Here is a 22888-nt window from a genome sequence, read left to right as displayed (position 1 = left end):
AATCCACCGAGCTCCCCCCTCACGGGCCGCGGCCCCCTAGCGAGCAAGTACCATGTCGAGCATCACCAACAATCTGGGCGGCGTCACCGACGCGTCGAGCAACAGCCGCCCGAGCGCCGTCGACGACCTCGATCTCGACGTGTTCTTGGAGCTGATGATCTCAGAGCTGCAGAACCAGGACCCCCTCAACCCGCTCGAGAACGACGAGCTTCTCGCGCAGATCTCGCAGATCCGCGAGATCGCGTCGAACGACCAGCTGACCAACACGCTCGAGTCGGTCTTGTTGGGCCAGAACGTCACCACGGCCACGAGCCTCATCGGGGCCGACGTGGTGGCGCTCGACGAGAACGGCCAGCGGGTGCGAGGCAACGTGCAGCGGGTGACCATCAACGACGGCCAACCGAACCTCGACCTGTCGCTCTCTGCCGCCGCCTCGGCCGGCGAAGAGGAGGGCTCGCTCGAGAGCGGCAACTACGTTTACGAAGTCGTCTGGGAGACGTCCGACGGCACCCCCTTCGGCCAAGAGATCGGCGTGTCGACCAGCACGTTCTCCGACTTCAACGGCACGGTGCGGCTCGACAACCTGCCGGAAACCACGGTCCGCAAGTCGATCTACCGCACCGACAACACGGGCCAAGGCAGCCGCCAGCTCATCGGCCGGGTCAACGGCGAAGTGACGAGCCTGGTGGACGGCACGCCCGACAGCGAACTCGGCGAGCACCTGACGGTGGCGACCCAGAAGGTCTCGTTCGGCCGGAAGGTGACGGTCGACCTCGACACCGTGGCCCAGATCGAGCCCCCGCAGTAATCAACGGCTGCGACCAAACCAACGCGACGCCCCGAGGCGACGCGAATCGCCGACGCCCTCCCAAGCGACCGGCAAACCAAATCATCACTAGCGTGTAGCAAGAAGGAAAACAGCCATGGGTCTCCAATCCGCGATGACCACGGCCCTCACGGGCCTGCAGGCCGCCGAGACCACGATCGACGTGGTGGGCAACAACATCGCCAACTCGAACACGGTTGGCTTCAAGGAATCGAGCGTGCAGTTCGCCACGCAGTTCCTGCAGACCCAGTCGATCGGCTCGGCCCCCTCCGGATCGAACGGCGGCACGAACCCGCGCCAGATCGGCCTCGGCGTGAAGGTCTCGCAGATCGCGCCCGACTTCACCCAGGGCACGATCGAGATCAGCTCGAGCCAGCTCGACCTGGCGATCCAGGGCGAAGGTTTCATCGTGGTGCAGGACCCGGGCGGCGGCAAACTCTACACCCGCAACGGGCAGCTGAGCCTCAACTCGCAGAACCAGATCGTCACCTCGACCGGCAACTTCGTGCTGGGCTACGGCGTGGACGACAACTTCAATGTCGACACGAGCAACACGATCCCGCTGGAGATCCCGCTCGGCGCCGAACGCGTCGCCCAGGCGACCACCGAGGCGACCTTCCGCGGCGTGCTCAATCCCACGGTCGAAGCCGGCGAGATGCCCGGGACGCTCAGCTCGCAGATCATCGGCAACGCCGCGATCGAGTACGCCGACGGCGACTTCGTCGGCTCCGACGGCCGCAGCTTCCCGCCGCCGGTGGCGGGCGCGGCGGCGGAGTTCGACACCGGCGTCGCCACGAACATCGGCGTGGGTACCTACAGCTACCGCGTGGCTTTCGTCGACGCGAACGGCGAGGAGGGGGCTCCGTCGGCCGCCTTCACGGCGACAACCACGACCGCCAACGATCGCATCGACCTGTCGGGTCTCCCCACGGCCGGCCTGCCGTGGACCAGTCTGAACATTTACCGCACCGAGACCGACGGTACGGACTACCACCTGATCGACACGATCGCCTCGTCGGTCGACAACTATCAGGACGTCACGACCGACGCGGAGTACACGACGATCGCCGCCGATGACGCCAACGACCTCGACGCCACGGGGCTCGACGACGGCGTCTACAGCTACTACATCACCTACTACAACCAGACATCGGGGGCCGAGACACGGCCCTCGGCGCCGATCATCAACGTGGCCGCCGACGAGGACGGCAGCAGCATCCGGCTCGACCTGTCGAAGGTCGACCCGCCGAGCGCGGAGTTCGACCGGATGCGGATCTACCGCAACGTGGCGGGAGACGATTCTGGCGTGTACCGATTGATCACGCCCAGCAACGGCGTCGCGCCGCCGGTGCTGGAGGCCGACACGCTCTCGTACGTCGACACGATGACGAACGCCGAGCTCAACGCGGTCACAACGACACTCGATTTCGACGGCCCCAAGGCGGGCAACGGCACCCGGCTCGTGGACCTGCAGATACGCGACCAGAACACTTACCAGAACATCATCTCGGGGCCGGGCGTGCTCTCGCTCACGGGCGAGTTGGGCGGCTCGGACCTCGACACCAAGGAATTCACCGTCACCGAGGACACCACGGTCCAAGAGCTCACTGCGTTCATGACGCAGGTGATGGGCATCAACACCTCGACGACCAACTCGCCCGGCTCGGTGGTGATCAACAGCGACGGCCAACTGGTGGTCAGGAGCAACGTGGGTGAGGAGAACGTGCTCGACATCTCGCAGACCGCCTTCCGCTTCACGCCCGAAGGCGAAGAGGCGCCGCAAACGGTCGCCCTGAACTTTACCGAGACGACGCTCGACGTCGACGGCCCCGGCACCACGAGCGAGTTCATCGTTTACGACTCGCTCGGCTCGCCGATCAACGTGCGGCTCACCACCGTGCTCGAGGAGACCACCTCGAACAGCACCACCTACCGCTGGTTCGCCAACTCGGGCGACAGCTCGCCGTCGGCCGACCCGACCCAGGCGGGCGCCAACCAGTCGATCGTCATCGGCACCGGCACCCTGGTGTTCGACTCGAACGGCGACCTGCTCAGCTCGCCGAACGACACGATCAGCGTGCTGCGTGCGGCGACCGCGTCCGAGTCGCCGCTCGAGGTCGATCTCGACTTCTCGGCGGTCAAGTCGCTCGCCGAGGTGAACGCCCAGGGCGAACCGACCAGCAGCCTGTCGATGGACAGCCAAGACGGCTTTGCGCCGGGCGTGCTCACCGACTACATCGTCACCGAGAGCGGGCTCATCCAGGGGCAATTCTCCAACGGCACGCAACGCAACCTCGGCCAGATCGTCATGGCCCGGTTCGCCAACAACGCCGGCCTCGAGCAGGTGGGCGACAGCCTCTTCGCCCGCAGCGTCAACTCGGGCGAACCGAACGAGGGCTACCCCGGTGAAGACGGCATCGGCCGGCTCACGGCCGGCGCCGTCGAGCTGTCGAACACCGACATCGGCGGCAACCTCGTGGAGCTTATCCTCGCCTCGACCCAGTACCGCGGCAACTCGCGGGTGATCACCACCGCCCAGGAGCTGCTCGACGAGCTGCTGTCGATCCGGTGATCGTCGACCCGCCACGAATAGGCGTCCTTGAGCCGCGTTTCCGAACGCACCGCCCAGACCGTTAGAACCGTCATGACCGACATCCCGAGCTTCGCGAGATGGGCGGCGGGCGGCGCCGTGGCCTGCTGGGGCGGCCGCAAGTGGAATCCGCGGCGCCAAGTCGGCCGCATCCCCGCGGCTGTGAGCTACGGTTGGCGAGAGCCGCGGCCCGAATGCCGGGCCCTGCGCGCGGACCGGGAGGAGAACGACGGATGATCAAGCTCACCCGGCTCAGCGGCGAGCCGTTTTTGCTCAACGCCGAGCTGATCAAGTACGTCGAATCGCGGCCCGACACGTACGTCTCGCTGACCACGGGCGAGCGCATCGTCGTGGGCGAGAGCCCCGAAGAGGTGCTCCGCCGCACGATCGAATACCAACAAACCAAGCTGCTGACGCCCCCCAGCCGCCCCACGGCGTCGCCCGACGAACAACCTTAGACAAGTCACGCTATGGACATCGCAACAGCAGCCGGGGTCGTCATCGCAATCGCGTTGATCCTGGTCTCCATCATCCTGGGCGGCGGCAGCTTCATCGCGTTCATCGACATCGCCTCGATGATGGTCGTGATCGGCGGCGCCATCGCCGCGACGCTCATCTCGTACCCGCTGCCGAGCTTCCTCGGCGTGTTCGGCGTGGGCATGAAGGTCTTGTTCTGGAAGGTCCAGCCGATCGGCGAGATCATCAAGGAGCTCGTCGGCCTGGCCGAGATCGCCCGCAAGGACGGGCTGCTGGCGCTCGAGAGCAAAGTCGACGAGATCCAGAACGACTTTATCGTCCTCGGAATCCAGATGGCGATCGACGGCACCAGGCCCGAGGTGATGGAGGACATCCTCCGCACGGAGATGGACGCCGTGGCCACCCGGCACCGCGACGGCAAGGGCATGTTCGACTGCATGGGCCGGTTCGCTCCGGCGTTCGGCATGATCGGCACGCTGATGGGCCTGATCATCATGCTCGGCGACATGAGCGACCCGTCGAAGATCGGCGCCGGCATGGCCGTCGCGCTGCTCACCACGCTCTACGGCGCGATCGTCTCGAACGTGGTGTTCTTGCCGTTCGCCGAGAAGCTCGGCTTCACCAACAAGGCGGAGCTCCTGAACATGGACATCGCGATCCGCGGCATCATGGCGATCCAGGCGGGGGAGAACCCACGCGTGATCGAACAAAAACTCACCACGTTCTTGCCGCCCAAGATGCGGGCGCAAGAAGAAGCCGCCTAGTCTCGCCCCGCCCGGAATTCTGTAGCCGAACGCAGCCATGGCCATCGAAGAAGAACCCGAACCGGGCATCCCCGAGTGGGTCGTCACGTTCGGCGACATGATGTCGCTGCTGCTGACGTTCTTCATCATGCTGGTCTCGATGAGCGAGATCAAGCAGGAAGAAAAGTTCCAGGCGATGCTCGAGTCGATGCGTCGCCAGTTCGGCCACGCGGAGACCGTGGCCTCGATCTTGCCCGGCGAGAACCAGCCGAAGAACTCGAACATGGCGATGATCGCCAGCATGGGGCGCTCCAAACGCCAAGACATGATGCGCGGCGGCAACAAGGTCAAGAGCGTCAGCGGCGAGGACAAGCTCGTCCGCACCATCCGCCCGGGCCTGAACTCGACGGTCGGCGGCCTGGTGTTCTTCGGCGAAGACAGCGTCGAGCTCGACGCGGACGGCGAGGCCGCCCTCGAGCAGATCGCCACCCAGGTGGCCGGCAAACCGCAAAAAATCGAGATCCGCGGGCACTCGTCGCGAAAACCGGTCGTCGAGGGCGACCACTGGGACCTCGCCTACCGCCGCTGCCGGATCGTCATGGACCGACTCGTCGAATTGGGCATCGACGCCGAGCGGATCCGGCTCGGCTCGGCCGGCTCGTTCGAGCCGATCGACACGGGCATCAATGTCCGCAGCCGCAAGATGAACGCCCGCGTCGAGGTGCTCCTCTGGGACGAGCAGGTCACGGGATCGGGTGTCGAAGACGACAAGAAATCGTGAGCTAAACTTAAACAAGGGGGACCGCCCCCCCGGTAGCGGCCACAAAACGAGATCGAGCGATGCCAGAAAACGAACCAATCGAGACCAAGACGTCCGGCGGCGGGTTGATGGGTATGATCCGCACCGGCGCGATCGTGTCGGTCCTGGTGGTCGTCGAGATGGCGGCGGCGATGCTGTTTATCCCCTCCGCGGCCGAAACCGAGGCCCTCGCCCGCGAGATGGCCCGCGCCTCCCAGGGCGAGGACGTGCTGGCGCACGAGCTTGAAGAGGACGTCTCGCTCGAAACGGGCGAGGAGATGGCCGAGGTGAATATCGGCATCTTCAACGTCACCCGCTACGACCCCGAATCCGACGCCTCGCTCAACATCGATTTCGAGATCTACGGAGTCGTGCTAGCATCCGAGGCCGACCTCTTCCAGCAATACTACGAGCCCAACCGCAACCGGCTGCACGAGCAGATCATCATGACGATGCACGGCGCCGAGTCGAGCGACCTGAGTTCGGCCGGATTGGGGTTGATCAAAAGGCGGATATTGGAGAGAAGCAACCGCGCGCTCGGCAAGTCGCTGCTGCACGAGATCGTGTTCACGAAGATCAACTTCGTGGAGCGTTGAGCCGGTCGCGCCAGCCCCCGCGGCGTTTGCGCTTCGCGGACGTCGACTCCCCAAGGCCAACGAGTTTCTCCAGATGTCTGACGGATCGGAATCGATCAGCAAAGACGAGGTCGAGGACCTGCTGCGCCAGGCGGGCGGCGAGGGGCCGCCCCCCGACGCCGCCAAGCCGGCCGACGAGCCCGCGAGCTCGGAATCGGGCGACAGCTACCAACTCGACCCGAGCGACATCGAGGCCCTGATGAAGGGCGGCTCGATCGCCGGCGGCGAGGACGGGGCCGCCACGGACGACGCCTACGACGACCCCTCGCAGGGCGACATCGACCTGCTGCTCTCGCAGGCCGAGGCGGCGATCGCCTCGATCGACCAACCCAACGACGGGCTGCCCCCCGGCGTCGAGCCGTTCAGCCTCCGCGACTTCACCGGCGCCCCCGCCAACCAAGAAGCGGCCACCATCGAACTGGTGCGCGACGTGCAACTCGATCTGAAGATCGAGCTGGGACGCACCCACATGCGACTCGAAGACGTGCTGCGGCTCAGACGCGACGCGATCGTCACCCTCGATAAGCTCGCGGGCGACCCGGTCGACGTGTACGTCAACGGACGCATGATCGCCCGCGGCGAGGTGCTCGTCCTTAACGACAACTTCTGCGTGCGGGTCACCGAGTTGGTCGTGGGCGACAGCGCCGTCGCCTAAGGCGTGGCAATGCCAGCACCCCCTGAGCGAGCCGGCGGGCCCTGCAGAGGCGGGTAGACTGCGCCCCCACGAGACTGCGTTCCCAGTAGAACCGCGGTACACGCTTGCCTGCGGGGACTCATGTCGTCCGGCTCTTTTCTGGTTTCTCAGAAAAACATTAAAGAAGTTGCCCTTGGCCCCCGCTCGGGGCGTTCTCTATAAGCTCCGTGTCGCGAACCGCTGGTTCGCAACTTTCCTAAGGCCACGCGGCCACACGGCACGGAGCAGGCGATGCATACCCACGGGACGACGACAGGCCGACTGCTGGCCGCGACGGCCCTGGTTCTGGTCGCGGTCGCCGCCCATGCCGAAGCCCCTTCGCTGCGCCCGCGGGCAGAAGCGTACGGCCCCTCGGGCCCGGTGAGCAGGCCGCTGGGAACCCGAGTGATGCGGGCCACGTTCATCGACCCGCTCGATGAAATCGAGGCCGCCGAAACCGCGGCCGCCGATCAAAAGACTGCCGAGAGCAAAGCGGCTCACCCTGGCGAAGGCCTACAAAGCGCCTCGTTGTCGCCTTCCCTGCTTGCCGAGCCCGCCCCGCCTGCCCCGATGCAGGAGGCTCCCACCTCCGAAGTGCGTTTGCTGGAGACAGCCTCTTACGCAGCCACGATTCAACCAACCCCTAAGGCGGCAAGCCCCACGCCGGTCAAACCCGCCCCTGCGGCGGCCGCCATCCCCGCGTTCGAGGCCGAGCCGCGGCGGCTGCTCGGCGCCACGCCCGCCGCCCCAACGGGCGAGGCCACCACCGCCGCATCCAGCCGCATCGCTTCGATGGTCCAGCAGTGGACCCCGTGGGGCGACTCGGAATCGAGCGAAGCCGGCAACCCGATCGTCGCGACGGTCGGAGCCCTCACGGTGGTGCTCGGCCTGTTCCTGCTCTCCGCATGGGTGCTCAAGAAAAGCATGCCGCGTTCGTCGCGGACCTTGCCGGGCGACGTGGTGCAGGTGCTCGGCCGTGCGACGCTCGTGGGCAAGCAGACCGCCCAACTGCTGAAGGTGGGCCGCAAGCTCGTGCTCGTGTCGGTCACGCCCGAGGGCGTCGAGCCGATCACTGAGGTGAGCGACCCCGAAGAAGTGAACCGCCTGCTGGAACTCTGCGAGGCGGACGACCCCAACAACGCCAGCGCGGCGTTCCGCGAGATCTTCGACGAGATCTCCCGCGAGCCGCGCGGCGGGAGCCTGTTCAGCGACAACGCGCCGCTCGTGAACCCCCACGCCTTGGCCTCGGCCTACGCCAGCACCCCGGGGGGCCAAGGCCGTGCTTGAATCTTACGCCCCTCGCCTGAGCCCTCGCTTGGCGGCCGGCCTGTTCGCCCGCCTGCTCGTGGCGAGCGTGTGCCTGCTGCTCGCCCTCCCGGCGGCCAGCGGCCAGTCGCCCCGCATCGAAGCCGAAACGACCGCCCAGCGCGAAGCGCAGATGAGCAACGACGGCGCCGCGCTCGCCGAGCAGGCGCTCTCGGTCGTCACGGCCCCCGGCGTGCTGCCGGGCATCGGAGGCCCGAGCGACTGGACCAGCCCCGAGCGGCTCAGCTCGACGCTGCAAGTGATGCTGCTGCTCACGGTGATCAGCCTCGCGCCGGCGGCGCTGCTGATGACCACCAGCTTCGTGCGGATCATCGTGGTGCTCGGCATGCTGCGCCAGGCGCTCGGCACCCAGCAGCTGCCGCCCAGCCAGGTGATCACCTCGGTGGCGTTGTTCGTCACGATGCTGCTGATGGCGCCCGTGTGGCAGCGGAGCTACGAGCAGGGCGTCAAGCCATACACCGAAGGCCAGATCTCGCTCGAAGAAGGTTTCGAACGGGCGGCCGCGCCGATGCGCACCTTCATGGCCGATCAGATCATGCGCACCGGCAACGAAGAGGACGTGCGGATGTTCCTCCGCCGCCTGCCGAGTGAACTCGACCCCGTCACGGGTGAGCTGATCGCCGACTACGACTACGTGAGCCCCGGCGAGGGCGAGCGGCTCGTGCCGCTGGCCGCCCTGCTGCCGGCCTACATGCTCAGCGAGCTGAAGACGGCGTTCCTGATCGGCTTCCAGATTTACCTGCCGTTCGTGATCCTCGACATCGTCGTGGCGAGCGTGACGATCTCGATGGGCATGATGATGCTGCCGCCGGTGCTGATCTCGCTGCCGTTCAAGCTGCTGCTGTTCGTGCTGGTGGACGGCTGGCGACTCGTGATCGAGATGCTGCTCGAAAGCTTTACCGTGTACGCGTAGGGGCTCGGGGCTAGGGGCTAGCAAAAGGCGGCTCCGCCGCCCTAGCCCCTAGCCCCTAGCCCCTAGCCCCTAACCCCTCGCTCGCCATGGAACCGCAGCAAGCCATCGACCTCGGACGCGAGGCGTTGCTCGTGACGTCGTTGATCTCGGCGCCGGTGCTGCTTGCCGGCATGGGGATCGGGCTGACGATCGGCTTGGTGCAAGCGCTCACGCAGATTCAGGAGCAGACCGTCGCATTCGTGCCGAAGCTCGTGGCGATGGCCGTGGCGCTGGCGCTCACGCTCCCCTGGACCCTCTCGCAGCTGGTGAGCTACACCCGCGAGCTGTTTGAGAACATTCCCAACTCGCTCTGAGCGCGTTCGGACGCCGCCTCCCCCCCTACCCCGCCCCGCCATGGACGCGCTCGAAGGCCGGCTGCTCGACCTGATGCTCGTGTTCGTGCTCGTGCTGTCGCGCGTTGGCGCGCTGGTGGCGACGGCGCCGATCTTCACCGCCACGATCATCCCCAAACGCGTCAAAGCCATCCTGGCCGTGTCGCTGGCGATGCTCATGACGCCGCTGCTTGTGGACGGCTCATGGGCCCGCCCGCCAGAGGTGATCACCCTCGGGCGCCTGATTGTGGGCGAGGCGCTCGTCGGCATGCTCTTGGGCTTGGGCCTCTCGGCCATGATGTCGGGCGTGCAGGTCACCGGCCAGGTCGTGGGTCAGATGAGCGGCATGGCGCTCGCCGAGACGGTCGACCCGGCCTTCCAGTCGAACGCCTCGATCTTCAACCAGGTGTTCTACTTCGTCACGATGGCGGTCTTCGTCTGCATCGGCGGGCACCGGATGACGATCGACGCGTTGCTCGACACCTTCGCTTGGGCCCCGCCGGGGCAGGCGCAGCTCGGCGCCGAATTCGGCACGGCGATGGTCGCGATGCTCTCGCTGAGCTTCGAACTCGGCCTCCGCGCCGCAGCGCCGCTGCTGGTGTCGTTGTTCCTGGCCACCCTCGTGCTCGGCTTGATCAGCCGCACGCTGCCGCAGATCAACACAATCGCCGTCGGCTTTGGCCTCAACTCGATGCTCACCGTGGGCGTGATGATGCTGACTATCGGCAGCGTGGCGTGGACGTTCCAAGACCCGCTGGGCGACACGATCGCCTACCTGCGCGACACGGCTGTGGGCGCCGGTCCTTAAGAAGAATATTCGACCACGGATTTCACGGACAACACGGATGAGGTGCGTTAGGAACATCCACAAAAAGGCACAAGAAGACGCAAGAACGGATGGGCCGTTGCCCCATACTTTTGTGCTGTCTCGCGCCTCCTTGTGGCTATTGCTTAGCCGTGAAATCCGTGGCTCCTCCTTAGACTCCTTGAGCGAAGCGTAGCGTGGCGGATCAGAGCGGCGAAAAATCGTTCGAGGCGACTCAGCACCGCAAGGACAAGGCGCGCGAGCAGGGGCAGGTTCCCTACAGCCAAGACTTGGGTTCGGCGTTGCTGCTGATCGTCGGCGCCGGCCTCATGCGGATGCTGGGCGGCGGGGTCTCAAATTATTTCGCCAACCTCACCACCCGCTACCTCGGCGAACCGATCAGCCTGCGGGCCGACGAGCAGCAACTCGTCTCGCAGGCCAACGAGTTGCTCGAGCAAACCGGCGCCGTGATGCTCCCCTTCCTGGGTCTGCTGTTGCTCGCTGGCGTGGCGACGAGCATCCTCCAGGTCGGCTTCCTGTTCGTCCCCGAGAGGCTGCAGCCCGACATTGGCCGGATCAACCCGCTCAAAGGCTTCGGGCGGATCTTCTCGTCGCAAGGCGCCGCGAAACTCGGCTTCGGCCTCTTCAAGGTGTTGATCGTGGCGGCGGTCAGTGTTGCGGTGCTGTGGAGCCGCCAGTCGCAGGTGCTCGAGGCGGCGGCGCTCGACACGATGGCGCTCGCCACGCTGCTCTTCAACACCGGCTTCGAAACCATGTTTTGGGTCGGCTTTGCGCTGCTGGTGCTGGCGCTCGCCGACTTCGCTTTCCAGAAGTGGAAGCACAGCCAAGACCTGATGATGACCGCCCAAGAGATGAAGGAGGAGATGAAGAACCTCCAAGGCAACCCCGAGGTCGCGGCCCGCCGCCGCCAGGTGCAGCGGCAGATGGCCCTGAACCGCATCGGCTCGGAAGTGCCGAAGGCCGACGTCGTCGTGACCAACCCCACCGAGCTGGCGATCGCCATCAGCTACGACCCGGAGACGATGGCTTCGCCCGTCGTGGTGGCCAAAGGCGCCGACAACCTGGCGGCCCGCATCCGGCGTTTGGCGCTGGAGCACGACGTGCCGGTGGTCGAGCGCAAGCCGCTCGCGCGGTTGCTCTACAAGGAAGTCGACATCGGCCACCCGGTGCCGAGCGAGAGCTTCGCCGCCGTGGCCGAGGTGCTGGCGTACGTCTACCAGCTGAAGGGCAAGAAGATCCCGCCGCTGCCGCGCGCCGCTTGAGAAGGCAGCCGCCCAGCAGCCGGGCCGCCAAGGAGCGCAGAGATATCTCCCAATCCCGTTGCGCCCTAAGCCATGTTCTCGAAACGCGTCTCGGCGGCCTTGGCGTCAGGCCGGTTGCTTCCGTTATGATAGAGGCAAGCCCTCCCCTCTCCCCCCTGCCCCGCTCGTGCGATGAAGCTGCTCCCGGTCTCGCAACGCCTCAACTCCAACCCGCTCTCCAACCCCGTGGCCGAGACACGCCGCCGCCTCGATGGGCTCGGCGTCCAACCGCCCCAGGGGCCGGTGGCCATCACCGCAGGCAGCCGCGGCATCGCCAACCTGGCCGCCATCACCCGCGCGGCGGGCGACTGGCTCCGCGACCACGGCGCCGAGCCGTTCCTCGTGCCGGCGATGGGCTCGCACAACGGCGCCACGGCCGAGGGGCAACGCGCGATGGTCGAGTCGCTCGGCCTCACCGAAGAGGCGATGGGCATGCCGATCCGCTCGAGCATGGAGTGCGTCAAGGTTGGCGAGGTCGCCTCGGGCGACGTGTGGATGGACCGCCATTGTTGGGAGTCGGCCGGCGTGCTGGTGCTCAACCGCGTGAAGCTGCACACCTGCTTCAGCGGCCCGGTGCAGAGCGGCATCACCAAGATGATGGTCGTCGGCATGGGCAAGATCCGCTCGGCCCAAACGTTCCATTCCACGCCCACGCCACAGATGAAGCACATGCTGCTTGAGATGGGCAAGTTGCTGATCGACTCAGGCAAGATCTGGGCCGGCCTCGCGCTGCTTGAGGATGGGTACGACCAAACCGCCGAGATCCACGCCATTGCGCCCGGCGACATCCTCACCCGCGAGCCGGAGCTGCTCGCGCGCCACCGCGAGTACTTCCCCCGGCTGCCGATCGACGAGATCAACACGCTGGTCGTCAAAGACATCGGCAAAACGTACAGCGGCACCGGCATGGACACGAACGTGATCGGACGCCGCGGCGTGGCCGGCGGCGAGGACGTCGAGAAGCCCAACTGCAAGATCATCGCCGCGCTCAACCTAGTCGAGGCCTCCAAGGGAAACGCTATCGGCGTGGGGCTGGCCGACTTCATTCCTCAAAGGCTCCGCGACGCGATCGACGAGCACAAGACGTTCCTCAACGTTTACACCACCGGCGACATGCAACGCGGCAAGATCCCCGCCACGCTCGCCGACGACGAGACGGTCGTCACCAAGATCCGCGAGCGCTACGGCGACAGCCGCTGGGTGCTGGTCCCCAACACGCTGCACCTGGAGCGGATGTTCGTCACGGAAGACCTGGCCGGCGAGATCGAGGCGAACCCGATCTGCGAGATCGCCGGGGCGCCGGTCGAGTTGAAGTTCGAGGCGGGGCGGCTCGCACTGCCCTTCGCCGACGACCAAGTTTTCGCCGGCAAATGATGGCCTGAAGCGGGCCGGCTTGGCGGGTGGGGAGTCTGGATAGAGGGCCGCTGCGCCGAGCGGCGCGCTCTGGTCTCCGCTATACTGGGAGTTCGCTGGGCGCCCTCTTTTCTACCCCGCGCCCGCGTCGATCATTCGACCATCCTCCTCTTCTGCGGAACAGAAGCCCGATGCGCATCGCTCTTATAGCACTCGTCCTCTCGGCGCAGTCCGTAGCCGCGTTCGCCCAGCCGATCCCGGCGTTCCCCGGCGCCGAGGGCGCCGGGGCCTTCGCCACCGGCGGCCGCCCCAACGACCAAGGGGGGATCGTGTACCACGTCACGACGCTCGACCCCGACCCGACGGGCGAGATCCCCGGATCGCTGCGCTACGGATTGAACAGCGACAACTTCACGACCATCCGCGAGAGCTGGCCGTGGCCTTGGTACAACGTTGACATCCCCGACTCTTACGACGTGACGCCGCGGCTCATCGTGTTCGATGTCGGCGGGACGATCGACATCGGCGAGGTCGACATCACGCCGATGAACGTGACGATCGCCGGCCAGACGGCGCCGGGCGGCATCACGCTCTACGGCGGCGAGTTCAACCCGGGGCACCGCGACCCGTGGGACGAAGGCACGCCGCCGAAGGTGAACAACCTCGTGTTGCGCAACTTCTCGGTGCGGACCCACGACCCCGCCGAGAAGGACGGCATCTGGCTGGCCGCGAGCAACTCGATCGCCGACCACCTGTCGCTCGCGTGGTACACGGACGAGGGGGTGTCGATCACCGACTCGGCCCGCGACGTCACGGTGCAGCACTCGATCGTCGGCCCCGGCTGGCGCAACCCGGACGGCGACGGCTCGCAGCTCGAGGGCAAGACGCCCGGCGGCCACATCAGCGTCCACCACAACCTCTACGTCCACAACGACGCCCGCGTTCCGCGGCTCGGCGAGAAGGAGGGGCCCGGCATCGAGGTCGATTTCCGCAACAACGTCATCTACAACGTCAACGACAACAAGTTTGGCTACAGCGGCGAAGACGAGCCGAGCTTCACCAACTTCGTCAACAATTATTACATCGGCGGCTACAACAACGGCCCGAACGACGGGCTGTTCCGCGGCAGCGACAGCCTCACGCACCTCTATCAGGACGGCAACGTCGCCGATCTGAACAAGAACGGCGTTGCCGACGGCAGCAACAACGTGGGGTACAAATTCGGCTGGAACGAGACCCAGCACGCCACGCCCTTCGACGTGCCGCACGGCGTGACGCAAACCGCCGAAGAGGCGCTCGAGACGGTGCGCAACTACGCCGGCGCCCGCTGGTGGGACCGCGACTTCCTCGACCAGCGGTCGCTCGACCAGCTCGCCACGTTCGGGCAGGGGTCGGCCGCCGTGGCGGGTTCGGTGCTGTTCACCATCGACCCGGACGACGTCGCCGCCGTCACCGGCGCACCCATGCAGACCCGCCCGGCTGGCTGGGACACCGACAACGACGGCATGCCCAACCACTGGGAGTCCGAACGCGGCCTCGACCCGATGGTCGCCGACTGGGACCAGGACGACGACGCCGACGGCTACATCAACCTCGAAGAGTACATCAACGAACTGGCCGCCTGGCCGGCGCCGAACGACATCCGCTGGCAGGGCGGCGAAGCCCGCTTCGCGGAGATCCTCAACTGGGGGATCACGCGCCCCAACCCGGGCGAGGCCCCCACGACCACCAACTGGCAGCCCTCGCGGTTCGACCGGGCGGTGATCGCCTCGGGCGTGGCCACGGTCGACGCCCCAGGACAGCACGCAGGGACAGTCGTCATCGGCGAGCAGGCCGGCGACGACGCGACGCTCCGCATCACCGACGGCTGGCTCAAAGTGGAGGACGAGGCGGCCGGCCCCGGCGACGGCGTGGTCGCGATCGGCGCCGACGACGCGGCGGCAGCAACGCTAAGCCTGTCGGGCGGGCGGCTGATCGCCAAGCGGCTCACGCGGGGCGCCAGCGGCGCCTTCTCGATGACCGGCGGCGTGCTCAGCGCCGAAGAGGTCGCCTTCGACCTCGTCAACAACGGCGGCGCCATCGCCCCGGGCGAGGGGATCGGCGCCACCGAGGTCCTCGGCGACGCCCTGCTCGCTTCGGGATCGCTGGCGATCGATCTCGCCTCGGCCTCCGAGAACGACCTGCTGTCGGTCACGGGCGAGCTGACCCTGGGCGGCGACTTGCTCGTGTCGCTGCTCGACGGCTTCGCCCCCGCGAGCGGCAGCTGGACGATCGCCCACGCGGCGTCGATCAGCGGCGGCTTCGGCGCCGTGACGCCCGGCTTTGCCGTGAGCGTCGAGGGGAACGACCTGGTGCTCTCGGTCGCCGCCGACCTGCCGGGCGACTACAACGGCAACGGCGTGGTCGACGCCGCCGACTTCACCGTCTGGCGCGACGGCCTCGGCGCGGAGTACGACCAGTCGGACTACGACGTGTGGGTACAGAACTTCGGCATGACGGCCCAAGACTTTGCCGAGGCCAGCAGCCATACGGTCCCCGAGCCATCGGGCCTGTTCACGCTAGCCGTGCTCTTCGGCTTAAGCCGCCGACGACGACCGTGATCAAGACGCCGCCCAGCAGGTTGGGTTCCGGCACGCTGAGCGACGCCGATTGACCGAAATCGGCGGCTTCGCCGAAATGGTCAACCCAGATCTGGTAGTCGTCTTCGTCTACGACGAGGTCACCATCGCCGTCGACCATCAAGTCGTCCGAAGCGCCCAAGTGGTCGCGCCAGACAGTGAAATCGGCGGCGTCGACCACGCCGTCGCGGTTGTAGTCGCCCGCCAAGATTAGCGAATCGACCCGTTCCTCAACCCACGGGGCCGCCGTGTCGTTGAGCGTGGCGAGCGAAACACTCAACGTTCCGAACAGCAGGTAGAAAGGCTCCGAGGCCCGCAGCCCCTCGGCCCGCAACCGCATCGCTGCGAGGTACACGCCATCGGCCGCCTGGCTCGCGTCGTCGGGATCCGTGTCGTCGTCGAGCACAAAATAATTGTGCGTGTCGGTCGAGCCGTTGCTGCGAGTGGTGAGCAGCCGCGGGCCGACAGCGACCTGAGGCGAAACGGTGGCGGCGATCGATTCGGCGATCGGGTTGAACAACGCTAGCGAGTAGTCGTCCTCCGGGGGCGCCCCAAAATCAACCTCGCCCACGCCGTCCCAGTACAGCAGGCCAGAGGAAAACCGGGGGGAGCTACCCGCGAGGGTCATCGGCATAAGATCCCAGTAGAGGTTGAACGAGCCGGGTAGGGCCTCGGCCCCCGAGGGCAGCGACGGCGAGCCACTCGGCAGGGCGAAGAACCCGGGGTCGTTCGCGAACAGGCCCGACCCGAGCGTGCGCGTGAAAACACGCTTGCCCAATGCGTGGGTCGTAGAGCCGGAGCCGACATTCTCGGCGAAGCCCGTGGCGATTTGCCCGTCGAGAACGGCGAGCAGCACGTCGCTGTGCTGTGCCTGGACAGCGGCGGCCGACGCCAGTGTCAGGATTAGCACCGAGGCGTAAGTTGTGGCGTTCATGGTTCGGTTGATTGTCGAGGATTGAATAGAGATTTTTTGGACGCAAGAGAGGAGCGTGCCGCGGACAGATAGCCCGCGGCACGCTCCACGATTAGCCTCGCGGGCGCGACTTACCGCCTTCGGAAGCAGGACGCCAAAAACGCGAAAGTCACAAGCACGAACGACGCCGGCTCGGGCACGAGCGACGCCTCGACCGACTCGACCGCCTCCTCGTAGAAAGCGAAGTTCTTGCCGCCGATCACCGGCTCGGCGCCCCCTTCTTCGTACTGCTCCAGGGCCTCCTCGAAGTCCTCGAGGCTGCTCTTGGTGAGCAGCGCGTCCTTGAGCATGACCATGAAGACCGGATCCGATTCCTCCAGCCCGGCCACGGCGGCGGTGAACTCGCCGACGTACACGCCGTCGGGCGCCGCGCCGTTCAGGCCGAACAACGCGTGGTCGTGCAACCCGCCGTCGGCGTCGGTGGCGAAGGACGGGTCGGTATCAAACCCGAAAGTCGTTCCGGCCGCCGGGGCGAACAGCGGCTCGCCGACGCCGTCCCAGTAGGTCAACGACTTGACCGTGAGAACGATCGGCTCGTTGGCCGGCAGAGCGCCGTCGGGCACGTCGAATCCTGGTTCGTCCGAGTCGAAGTCAAACGGAAAACTCGCGATCAGCTTCGGCGAGAGCAACGCCTCGAACACGCGCTCGCCCGGCTCGAAGACCCCCTCGCCCACGTCGATCAGGCCGACGCCCACCTGGCCGGCGGCGTCGAACAGCGTGATGTCGCCGTGGGCCCAGGCGCCACGGGCGGTCAGCAACAAGCAAGCGAAAGCGATCGGACGCACGGCGCCCCGGAAACTCGAAAACATGAGACAACTCCAAAGATGATGGTTCAAGACGCAAAAAACAAACAGTTGGTGTGCGCCTTGATCTCGGCGTCGTCGGCCAATCGGTTGACGTCAGTCACACTGGTCCCCTGAATCCTTATCCGCCGCCACGGCCTTATTTGGCCGGTCGGGCGAAGTCCTTCCCCTCGTCGCACCACTCGGCGATCTGGCTGGCCGAAACCGTGGCCACGTGCCCGTCGGCGTACAGGTAGTTCGCCGCCGTCGAGAGGTGACGATCGACCGCCACCTCCCGGCTGACCTCATCGAACACAATGCCATGATGGACATTCGTTTCGCTGAACCACTCGGTCGAGTGGACGTGGTCGACCTGTGCCTCGAGCGCGCCGGCGACCCCCTCGAAGAGCATGATCGTGTCGTGCGTCTCGCGCAGGTCGTAGAGATCGTCGACCAGCCGCGCGTTCTTCCGCTCCTCCTCGGCCTTCAGCGGCCCCTTATACCCGGCGGGGATCGGCTCCGCCTCGCGGAGGTACCCATTGAGGTAGTAGCTCGTCAGAGCCTCCGAATGCTTCTCGACGCGGGCGAGATCTTCGGGGCAGAGGCGAACGCTGTCGACGTCTTCAAGGAAGCCCGACAGACGGAAAATCCACGAGTCGTCCTCATCGGCGGCGCCGTGCGTGACCAGCGGGAACTTTCCCTTGTGGACATCGGCGTACTGGTGGATCGCCAGGCCGATCTGCCGCATGCGGCTGGCGCACTGCGTGCGCCGCGCCGCGGCGCGAGCCGACTGCACGGCTGGCAGCAGCAACGCCACCAGCATGCCGATGATCGCTATGACGACCAACAGCTCGACGAGCGTGAAAGCTTTCGAATGACGCATAACCGAAATGGCGATCGCAGGACGCCGCGTCGAAACGCTCATCCAGCCAAGGGGGGAGTGACAGGGAGAATCCGTTCAGGTCGGCGCCGCGACACGAGCGTCGCGGCTCAGAGAGAGTGACGTCGAACCGACAACCGACGCGCCTCGACCGAGGCGACTGAAAGGGGGCGTGCAATCGAAAAAATTGCACACGGTCGTGCTCACGGCGTAACGCGTAAGCACTGCCCCTAGTGGCTGACGGGTCGGTCGCTCAGACCGTCGGGGGTCCCCGGGCGTCGGCCAGACGCAGAGATGACGAGGTCCACCGCGCGTGGGGCGCAGGAGCCATCGCGATAGAGACCAAGGCGCTCACGGTCTGAAGACCGTCGGTCGCCTTGGCGAGCTTCACCTGCGCCAAAGCGGCGCAGAGCGAGCAATCGTGTGGGTTGTGTCCCTGACGCTCGACCGCCAGAGTTGGCCCGTCGTTCGGCTGGGAGGCCTCGTTCGGCAGAAAGGCGTCGTTAAGCCGCTCGTCATGCGACCATGGGCAGGTGTGCCCGCAGGAGCAGCCGGAGCCGTTTTCTGCGGCGCTGATCGCCTGGGCCGCCTGATCCGGGCATCCGAGCCAGTCGTGCAGCGCGTAGCCGCCCACCGACAGCATGGCGTACCACGCCGCCATCAAGAGGGGGACCAACTTTCGCAGCAGGCTGGGCATGACCGAAACGGGCGCCAACAAAGGCCTCGGGGATAGAAAACTTACCCGAGTTTACTCAGCCCGCCCCTGCAGGGGAAGCGAAACCTCACGCGGAGTGTGAAGCCGCTCATCGTCTAGCCGCAGGGCGCCTGGGGCCCTTAGGGACGTATATAGAAGCCGCGATCGGTCAGACCGGGGTCGCCAGGGCGGTCTCGTCGCTGCGATCGCGTACGGCGCAAACCCCGTCGAAAACCTCGAGAAACGCCTCAACCACCACCGGGTCGAACTGCTTGCCCGAGCCCTCGATGATGGTCTGGCGTCCCGCCTCGACCGACATCGCGTCTTTGTAGACCCGCTTGGAGGTGACCGCGTCGAACACGTCGGCCACGGCGGCGATGCGTGCGGCCAGCGGGATCGCCTCGCCCGCCAAGCCGAGCGGGTAGCCGCTGCCGTCGAACCACTCGTGGTGCGCCCGGGCGATGTCGGCGGCCATCGCCAGGAATTTCCCGTGCGGCGTCGCCTCGATCGCCCCTTCGAGCGCTTGGGCGCCGATGAGCGTGTGCCGCTTCATGACCTGGAATTCTTCGGTCGTGAGCTTGCCCGGCTTGAGCAGCACCGAGTCGGGCACACCGACCTTGCCGATGTCGTGCAACGGGGTCGAGCAGTAGAACTCTCCGAGGAACTCCTCGTCGACTTGCGATTTGTACGGGCCGCTCTCGGCGAGCCTTGAGGCGATGAGCTGGGCGACCTCACGCATACGCAGCAGGTGCTCGCCGGTCTCGGGGTCGCGCGACTCGGTGATTTGGGCCAAGGTGTAGATGGCCGCCTGGCGGGTCTCCATCACCTCGGCGGTCCGCTCACGCAGCTCGTCGCTGAGCGTACGAGAGCGATCCTCCAGGTTCTCGTGCTGCACGCGCAGGCTGATCTGTGACTGCTCGACCATCGTCAGCAACCGCTCGAGATCGAAGATCTTGTCGCCCTGCGTGGCGATGGTGCGCCGCGCCTCGCGGCCGAGCCGCCACTTCTCGCTGAGCGTGCGCGAGAGCAGCGTGACCTCGGCGATGTCGAACGGCTTCTTGAGGATCAGAAGTCGATCGGTCGGCCCGAAGCGCTTCACGATGTCGCCGATCGAGTAGTCGGAGTAGGCCGTGCAGAGCACGACCTGGATGTCCTCGTCCTCTTCGAAGATGCGTTCGGCGGTCTCGATGCCGTCCCACCCCGGCGGCATGCGCACGTCGACGAACGCCATCGGGAAAGGACGCCCCTCGATGCGGGCCGCCCGCACGAGCTCGAGTCCCTCGGCGCCTTGGTAGGCGGAGTCGATCTGCAGGCCTTCCTGCGGAGCGGCCTCGGCGGCCCTCGGCGCGGGGGCGGCCGGTTCCTCGCCGAACAGCGCAAGCTCGGCGGCGCCGAGTTCGCTATCGCTCGCGGACTCGCTAGCCGCGCTGCGGCAGAGCGTCTTGCGGATGTCGTCGTGGATCGCTGGGTTGTCGTCGACGACCAGCAGGCGTTGGGGCGTAGTGTTCATACGGCGACGGGCGCCTCCACTGGTATGAGCGGTAATTCGAGCAGGAAGGTGGTCCCGAGACCCAACCCTTCGCTCTCGACGAACAGGCCGCCGCCCATCTCGCGGGCGGCGTTCGCACAGCTGTGCAGGCCGAAGCCGTGGCCGGTCGGCTTGGTGGTGAATCCGTGCGTGAAGATCTTGTTGAGGTTCTCCGGGGCGACGCCGACGCCGTTGTCGGCCACCTCGATGCGCACCACCTCGTCGCCCCGGGTGACGCGGAGCGTGAGTTGGCGTCCCTCGACGCGGCCCTCGACGAGCGCCTCCTTGGCGTTGCGGATGAGGTTCACCAAGATCTGCAGCAGCTTCTGCTTCTCGACCATGAAGTCGGGCAGGTCGGCGTACTGCCGCACCACCTCGACGCCGTGGCGGTCGAACGCCGAGGCGTTGAGCGTCTCCGCCTCGCCGAGCACCTGGGCGGCGTCGACCGGCTCCTGGACGCCCGACACGCCGGCGTTCGCCTGCTGCGTCGAGACGATCGCCTTGATGTGCTCGAGGTTGTCGATCAGCTGGCCGAGCTCCGCGACGGCCGCCTCGTTGTCGGCGTCGAGCGCGTTGGCCAAGCCCTCCAGGTAGTCGGGCACGAGGCGCCCGCGCTCGGCGTCGGCGAGGAACGACGGCTCGTCGTCGGCGTGCTCACGCAGCAGCTGGGCCGTTTTGCGGATCGGCTCGATCCGCGGCGCCTCGAGCCGCTCACGCACGAGGCCGACCGACACGTTGATGCTGTTCAGCACGTTGCCCACGTTGTGCAGCACGTCGGTGGCGATCTCCGCCTTGCCCGCCTGATGAGCCACGTCCAGCAGCTTGCGGTGCAGCGACTCGGCCTCGGCGTGCATCTGCTCGAGTCGCTGGGTCTTTTCGTTCACCTTGTCGAGAACCCGGTTGTAGCCGGCGGCGATCTGGCCCACCTCGGTGTGCGGCTCGGCGTGGACACGCGTGGAGAACTCGCCGGTCGTCTGCTGGTGGTGCATCTCGGTGAGCAGCTCGAGCACCTCGGTGCTGGCCCCGTGCTCGGCGATGTTCAGTCCCTTCAACTCGTCGGCGGCCGAGATCCGCATAGGGATGACGAGGCTGATCGCACGCAGCGCGACCCAGCCGACGCCGAAGGCCCACACGAAGCAAACGCCCGCCCCCGCGGCCTGCACGCCGAGCTGGCCCCAAAAACCGTTGCCCGTGCCGTACGCGGCGGGATCGGCCAGCAACGCGACGCAGAGCGTGCCCCAGGCGCCCGCCACGCCGTGCGCCGGTACGGCGCCGACGGCGTCGTCGATCCGCAGTCGCTCCAGCAGCCGCGTGGCGCCGAAGCACCAAACGCAGGAGGTGGCGCCCACCACGACCGAGGCGAGCGGCGTAAGTATGTGGCAACAGGCGGTAACGCCCACCAGGCCGGCGATCACGCCGTTCATCGTGTCGCCCACACTCACGTGCGGCGAGAGCAGCTTCGAGAGGACGAGCCCCGTCAGCCCGCCGAAGGCTGCCGACAGGCTGGTGTTCACCAAGATCGACGGCACGCTGTCGTTCATCGCTAGCGTGCTGCCGCCGTTGAAGCCGAACCAACCAAACCACAGCAGCAAAGTGCCGAGCATGGCCATCGGCAAATTGCAGCCGTTCATCGGCGTGGCGCCCTCACCAAAGCGACCGATGCGGGGGCCGATCGTCAGCACCGCCGCCAGCGCGACCCAGCCGCCGAGCGAGTGGACCACGGTCGAACCGGCGAAATCGATGAAGCCCATCTGCGCGAGCCAGCCGGCGCCCGAGCCCGGCACGACCCCGCCCCAGGCCCAATGGCCAAACAACGGGTAGAGCACACCCGACACCAAGATGGCGATCGCCAAGTAGGCGCCAAAACGCATCCGCTCGGCAACGGCGCCCGAGACGATCGTCGTCGCCGTGCCGCAGAAGGTGATTTGGAACAGGAAGAAGGCGAGCAGCCAGGCCGAGCCGGCCCCGCTGAACAGTCCCCCCCCGAGGAAAAAATCGCTCGTGCCGAACCAGCCGGCGTAGCTCGCGCCGAACATCACGCCGAAGCCGACCGCCCAGTAGGCGGCGGCCGAGACGCAGAAGTCGCTGAGGTTCTTGATCGCAACGTGGATGCTGTTCTTGGCCCGCGATAGGCCCGACTCCAAGCAAAGGAATCCCCCCTGCATGAGCAGCACCAAGCCGGCGGCAATCAGCACCCATGCCGAATCGAGCAGCTGTTGTACCTGCTCGACGGCGGCAAGCGGGTCCGCCGCGGCGTCGGGAGAGACAGGCTCTTGGCCATGGGCGGAGCCAACGAGCAACGTGGCGCCAATAACGAACGACGCCAAAACACGCACGGGTCGCATGGGTAGGTTCTCTGCAGCTGTTCAGTGGGATCGCCCGGCAACCCGCACTTTTGCGGGTTGATTCGAAACCCTAGTTCCCAGCTAGCAGCACTTGGGGGAACCCCTCGATTTTCCGTCAAATCCGCCCCGTTTAGGTGATCAGATAAGCCTTGATGAGGCATGCCCAATAGCGCAAGCCCCACCGCCTTAGCTTGCCTTTCGCCGTATCGAAGCCGATTCACTCCGCCACGATCAC

Annotated in this window: 20 protein-coding genes and 1 pseudogene; 15 read left to right on the top strand and 6 right to left on the bottom strand. The window is 66.5% G+C overall.

Annotated features, from left to right (window positions below):
* The first annotated feature begins 52 nt into the window (after positions 1–52).
* The 15 genes from Mal64_RS16515 to Mal64_RS16445 all read left to right on the top strand — a co-directional run bounded on the left by Mal64_RS16515 (position 53) and on the right by Mal64_RS16445 (position 15433).
* Positions 53–808 carry a flagellar hook assembly protein FlgD gene (locus Mal64_RS16515; RefSeq protein ID WP_146402326.1) on the top strand — a complete coding sequence of 252 codons (756 nt, stop codon included), beginning with the start codon at positions 53–55 and terminating at the stop codon, positions 806–808.
* Between the two features lie 115 nt (positions 809–923).
* Entirely contained in the window at positions 924–3398 is a 2475-nt protein-coding gene (locus tag Mal64_RS16510; RefSeq protein WP_146402324.1) for a flagellar hook-basal body complex protein, read from the top strand.
* 72 nt (positions 3399–3470) lie between these two features.
* Entirely contained in the window at positions 3471–3653 is a 183-nt protein-coding gene (locus Mal64_RS16505) for a hypothetical protein (RefSeq protein ID WP_146402322.1), read from the top strand.
* The gene (locus tag Mal64_RS16500) at positions 3650–3874 is read left to right on the top strand and encodes a flagellar FlbD family protein (RefSeq protein ID WP_146402319.1); all 225 of its coding nucleotides are present in this window, start codon (positions 3650–3652) and stop codon (positions 3872–3874) included. Before Mal64_RS16505 ends, Mal64_RS16500 begins: the two co-directional genes overlap by 4 nt.
* 12 nt (positions 3875–3886) lie before the next feature.
* On the top strand, positions 3887–4657 hold the full coding sequence (locus Mal64_RS16495) for a motility protein A (RefSeq protein ID WP_146402317.1): 771 nt from the start codon (positions 3887–3889) through the stop codon (positions 4655–4657).
* Positions 4658–4694: 37 nt separating this feature from the next.
* Positions 4695–5417, top strand: a complete 723-nt coding sequence (locus Mal64_RS16490; RefSeq protein ID WP_146402315.1) for an OmpA/MotB family protein — start codon at positions 4695–4697, stop codon at positions 5415–5417.
* Positions 5418–5476: 59 nt separating this feature from the next.
* Complete coding sequence (locus Mal64_RS16485; RefSeq protein ID WP_146402313.1) at positions 5477–6031, top strand: hypothetical protein; 555 nt, start codon at positions 5477–5479, stop codon at positions 6029–6031.
* 73 nt (positions 6032–6104) lie between these two features.
* Complete coding sequence (fliN, locus tag Mal64_RS16480) at positions 6105–6725, top strand: flagellar motor switch protein FliN (protein ID WP_146402311.1); 621 nt, start codon at positions 6105–6107, stop codon at positions 6723–6725.
* Positions 6726–6995: 270 nt separating this feature from the next.
* Entirely contained in the window at positions 6996–8030 is a 1035-nt protein-coding gene (locus Mal64_RS16475; RefSeq protein WP_146402308.1) for a FliO/MopB family protein, read from the top strand.
* Complete coding sequence (fliP, locus tag Mal64_RS16470; protein WP_231993811.1) at positions 8023–8982, top strand: flagellar type III secretion system pore protein FliP; 960 nt, start codon at positions 8023–8025, stop codon at positions 8980–8982. The genes Mal64_RS16475 and fliP overlap by 8 nt, the downstream gene beginning before the upstream one ends.
* An 86-nt stretch (positions 8983–9068) precedes the next feature.
* Positions 9069–9335, top strand: coding sequence for a flagellar biosynthesis protein FliQ (gene fliQ, locus Mal64_RS16465; protein ID WP_146402306.1), 267 nt, complete (start codon positions 9069–9071; stop codon positions 9333–9335).
* A 40-nt stretch (positions 9336–9375) separates the two neighbouring features.
* Positions 9376–10161 carry a flagellar biosynthetic protein FliR gene (locus Mal64_RS16460; RefSeq protein WP_146402304.1) on the top strand — a complete coding sequence of 262 codons (786 nt, stop codon included), beginning with the start codon at positions 9376–9378 and terminating at the stop codon, positions 10159–10161.
* Between the two features lie 194 nt (positions 10162–10355).
* Complete coding sequence (flhB, locus tag Mal64_RS16455; protein WP_146402302.1) at positions 10356–11441, top strand: flagellar biosynthesis protein FlhB; 1086 nt, start codon at positions 10356–10358, stop codon at positions 11439–11441.
* A 171-nt stretch (positions 11442–11612) separates the two neighbouring features.
* Complete coding sequence (locus Mal64_RS16450) at positions 11613–12854, top strand: DUF2088 domain-containing protein (RefSeq protein ID WP_146402299.1); 1242 nt, start codon at positions 11613–11615, stop codon at positions 12852–12854.
* A gap of 170 nt (positions 12855–13024) precedes the next feature.
* A complete protein-coding gene (locus Mal64_RS16445; protein WP_146402297.1) occupies positions 13025–15433 on the top strand; it encodes a hypothetical protein in 2409 nt (802 codons plus the stop codon).
* On the opposite strand, the gene Mal64_RS16440 is transcribed toward Mal64_RS16445, so the two are convergent.
* The 6 genes and pseudogenes from Mal64_RS16440 to amt all read right to left on the bottom strand — a co-directional run bounded on the left by Mal64_RS16440 (position 15387) and on the right by amt (position 22653).
* Positions 15387–16385: a hypothetical protein gene (locus Mal64_RS16440; RefSeq protein WP_146402295.1), complete on the bottom strand. Its 999-nt coding sequence runs from the start codon at positions 16383–16385 to the stop codon at positions 15387–15389. The two genes, Mal64_RS16445 and Mal64_RS16440, sit on opposite strands and share 47 nt — an antisense overlap.
* 110 nt (positions 16386–16495) lie before the next feature.
* Complete coding sequence (locus Mal64_RS16435) at positions 16496–17233, bottom strand: hypothetical protein (RefSeq protein ID WP_146402293.1); 738 nt, start codon at positions 17231–17233, stop codon at positions 16496–16498.
* Between the two features lie 646 nt (positions 17234–17879).
* Positions 17880–18131: pseudogene (locus Mal64_RS20215) on the bottom strand (type II secretion system protein); the annotation flags it as partial.
* A gap of 208 nt (positions 18132–18339) precedes the next feature.
* Entirely contained in the window at positions 18340–18801 is a 462-nt protein-coding gene (locus Mal64_RS16425; protein WP_146402289.1) for a hypothetical protein, read from the bottom strand.
* A 148-nt stretch (positions 18802–18949) separates the two neighbouring features.
* Positions 18950–20290, bottom strand: coding sequence for an HD domain-containing phosphohydrolase (locus Mal64_RS16420; RefSeq protein WP_146402287.1), 1341 nt, complete (start codon positions 20288–20290; stop codon positions 18950–18952).
* Positions 20287–22653 carry an ammonium transporter gene (gene amt / locus Mal64_RS16415; RefSeq protein ID WP_146402285.1) on the bottom strand — a complete coding sequence of 789 codons (2367 nt, stop codon included), beginning with the start codon at positions 22651–22653 and terminating at the stop codon, positions 20287–20289. The genes Mal64_RS16420 and amt overlap by 4 nt, the downstream gene beginning before the upstream one ends.
* Between the last annotated feature and the right edge of the window lie 235 nt (positions 22654–22888).

The sequence above is a fragment of the Pseudobythopirellula maris genome, from assembly GCF_007859945.1.
In the GTDB taxonomy this organism is placed as follows: Bacteria; Planctomycetota; Planctomycetia; order Pirellulales; family Lacipirellulaceae; genus Pseudobythopirellula; species Pseudobythopirellula maris.
Note: the sequence above shows the minus strand (reverse complement) of the source record. Positions and strands in the feature narration are given on the sequence as shown.